The sequence below is a fragment of the Flavobacterium nitrogenifigens genome, from assembly GCF_003254565.1.
Classification (GTDB): Bacteria; Bacteroidota; Bacteroidia; order Flavobacteriales; family Flavobacteriaceae; genus Flavobacterium; species Flavobacterium nitrogenifigens.
In genome coordinates, this window is sequence record NZ_QJRI01000131.1 from 1 (window position 1) to 1,689 (window position 1,689).

The 1,689-nt window shown below is 49.7% G+C and carries 1 tRNA gene and 1 rRNA gene; both read right to left on the bottom strand.

What is annotated here, in order from left to right:
• Window positions 1-59 precede the first annotated feature (59 nt).
• Window positions 60-133, bottom strand: a tRNA-Ile gene (locus DM397_RS00595).
• Window positions 134-260: 127 nt separating this feature from the next.
• Window positions 261-1,689 (bottom strand): 16S ribosomal RNA (locus DM397_RS00600); the annotation flags it as partial.

The following is a 1,689-nucleotide window of genomic DNA, read 5'->3' on the forward strand; positions in this document are numbered from 1 at the left end:
TTTTTTTTAAGCTAACATTTTTAATTTTTAATTCTCAATTTTCAATTGATTTTAAAAAGTAGTCCCGGGCAGACTCGAACTGCCGACCCCTACATTATCAGTGTAGTACTCTAACCAGCTGAGCTACGAGACTCTGTTTTACTTAATTTTTATCATTTTTTTAAATCAACAGCAAGAGTAATGCAATTTCAAGATCCAAAACCAAAGCTTCGGCATCTTATTTCCCAAGCGTGCCTTGCGGCTAACGATTTGGGCTCTAGAAAGGAGGTGTTCCAGCCGCACCTTCCGGTACGGCTACCTTGTTACGACTTAGCCCTAGTTACCAGTTTTACCCTAGGCAGCTCCTTGCGGTCACCGACTTCAGGCACCCCCAGCTTCCATGGCTTGACGGGCGGTGTGTACAAGGCCCGGGAACGTATTCACCGGATCATGGCTGATATCCGATTACTAGCGATTCCAGCTTCACGGAGTCGAGTTGCAGACTCCGATCCGAACTGTGACCGGCTTTATAGATTCGCTCCTGGTCACCCAGTGGCTGCTCTCTGTACCGGCCATTGTAGCACGTGTGTAGCCCAAGGCGTAAGGGCCGTGATGATTTGACGTCATCCCCACCTTCCTCACAGTTTGCACTGGCAGTCTTGTTAGAGTTCCCGACACTACTCGCTGGCAACTAACAACAGGGGTTGCGCTCGTTATAGGACTTAACCTGACACCTCACGGCACGAGCTGACGACAACCATGCAGCACCTTGTAAACTGTCTTGCGAAAGATCTGTTTCCAAATCGGTCAGTCTGCATTTAAGCCTTGGTAAGGTTCCTCGCGTATCATCGAATTAAACCACATGCTCCACCGCTTGTGCGGGCCCCCGTCAATTCCTTTGAGTTTCAAACTTGCGTTCGTACTCCCCAGGTGGGATACTTATCACTTTCGCTTAGCCACTGAACTTGCGCCCAACAGCTAGTATCCATCGTTTACGGCGTGGACTACCAGGGTATCTAATCCTGTTCGCTACCCACGCTTTCGTCCATCAGCGTCAATCCACTGGTAGCAACCTGCCTTCGCAATTGGTATTCCATGTAATCTCTAAGCATTTCACCGCTACACTACATATTCTAGTTGCTTCCCAGTAATTCAAGTCCTGCAGTATCAATGGCCGTTCCACCGTTGAGCGATGGGCTTTCACCACTGACTTACAAGACCGCCTACGGACCCTTTAAACCCAATGATTCCGGATAACGCTTGGATCCTCCGTATTACCGCGGCTGCTGGCACGGAGTTAGCCGATCCTTATTCTTACGGTACCGTCAAGCTCCGACACGTCGGAGTGTTTCTTCCCGTACAAAAGCAGTTTACAATCCATAGGACCGTCATCCTGCACGCGGCATGGCTGGTTCAGGCTTGCGCCCATTGACCAATATTCCTCACTGCTGCCTCCCGTAGGAGTCTGGTCCGTGTCTCAGTACCAGTGTGGGGGATCTCCCTCTCAGGACCCCTACCCATCGTCGCCTTGGTAAGCCGTTACCTTACCAACTAGCTAATGGGACGCATGCTCATCTTCCACCGTTGTGACTTTAATAATAAGCTGATGCCAGCTTATTATGCTATGAGGTATTAATCCAAATTTCTCTGGGCTATCCCTCTGTGGAAGGCAGATTGCATACGCGTTACGCACCCGTGCGCCGGTCTCAA